Below are 1,352 nucleotides of genomic sequence, written 5' to 3' on the forward strand. Positions count from 1 at the left end.
CACAACATCAGAAGAATTAAGAAATCAAGTCGGCCACCACACCCCCGTCCTGTTCNCTCCACACCTACTCCCATACTTAACCGCGCGCGCAATCTCATATTCCAAAACCTGCCCGAATAGAGAGCGCCCCGTCCCTTAGTGTGATCACACCAAAAGACGGGGACGTTGGAATTTCAACGTTTTGCAGGCCTACGACGCTAGTGTGAGCTCACACCAGCGACGGGACTCACACCAACGGGGTGCGCGACACCCTCAGGACCACGCGCAATCCCATATTCCAAAATCTGCCCGAATAGCAGACACCCCCATCCCTTAGTGTGATCACACCAAAAGACGGGGGTGTTGAAATTCCAACGATTCGGAGGCCTACGACGCTAGTGTGAGCTCACACCAACGAAAGGCCTCACACTAACGGGGCGCGCACCGGCGACGCGGGCCGCGGCACCGGCGTGATGCGTGCGACTCCAAGGCGCGCGGGACGAAGGCGTACAACGGTACGCCGAGCCCCGCGCAACGCGGGAGGCGCCCCGGCACGTCAGTGCTGGCCGTACACGTTCTGGTAGCGGTCGTTGAGCTTGTCGATGTCCGCCTGATCGATCTCGATGATCTCGCCCAGCTGACGGGCCGCCCACATCGTATGCGCGACCTCCTCGGTCATCGCCGCGGCCTTCACCGCGCCCTCCGCGTCCCTGCCGATCGTGAACGGGCCATGGTTCTGCATCAGCACCGCCGGAGACTTCGGATACTTCCTCAGCGTCTCGACCACGCCCTCGCCGATCGCCTCCGAACCGATCAGACGGAACGGGCCCACCGGCACCGGGCCACCGAACTCGTCACCCATCATCGTCAGCCCGCACGGGATGTTCTGACCCGTCGCCGCCCACGCCGTCGCATACGTCGAATGCGTGTGCACCACACCATACACGTCCGGCATATGACGGTAGATGTACGCATGCGACGCCGTATCCGAGGAGGGGGCCTCGGTGCCGTCGACCACGTTGCCGTCCAGATCCACCACGACCATCGAGTTCGGCGTCAGGTTCTCATAGCGCACGCCCGACGGCTTGATCACGAACAGATCCGCCGTATGCAGACGCTGCGACACGTTACCCGCCGTCCACACCACCAGATTCCACTTGATCAACTGCTGATGCAACGTGGAGACCACCTCACGCACCTGCTTGACCTCGGCACGCACCTCAGGACCATAATCAGCCAAAGTAGCCATAACTCGTAACCTATCCTTTCAATTGCTGGCTAGTGTTTTCGTGTATTCTACGATCGTAGTGATCAGGCGGCACGGCTCAGGATGGGTTCCTGAACGATGCCGATCTTGTCGAACAGTCCGTCGA

The 1,352-nt window shown here is 60.5% G+C and carries 1 protein-coding gene; it reads right to left on the bottom strand.

The genetic code is table 11. The annotated features are described in order from the left end of the window. Nucleotides 1-535 precede the first annotated feature (535 nt). On the bottom strand, nucleotides 536-1,228 hold the full coding sequence (locus tag BTIS_RS11590; protein ID WP_094662882.1) for an L-ribulose-5-phosphate 4-epimerase: 693 nt from the start codon (nucleotides 1,226-1,228) through the stop codon (nucleotides 536-538). Between the last annotated feature and the right edge of the window lie 124 nt (nucleotides 1,229-1,352).

The organism is Bifidobacterium tissieri (assembly GCF_002259645.1).
Classification (GTDB): Bacteria; Actinomycetota; Actinomycetes; order Actinomycetales; family Bifidobacteriaceae; genus Galliscardovia; species Galliscardovia tissieri.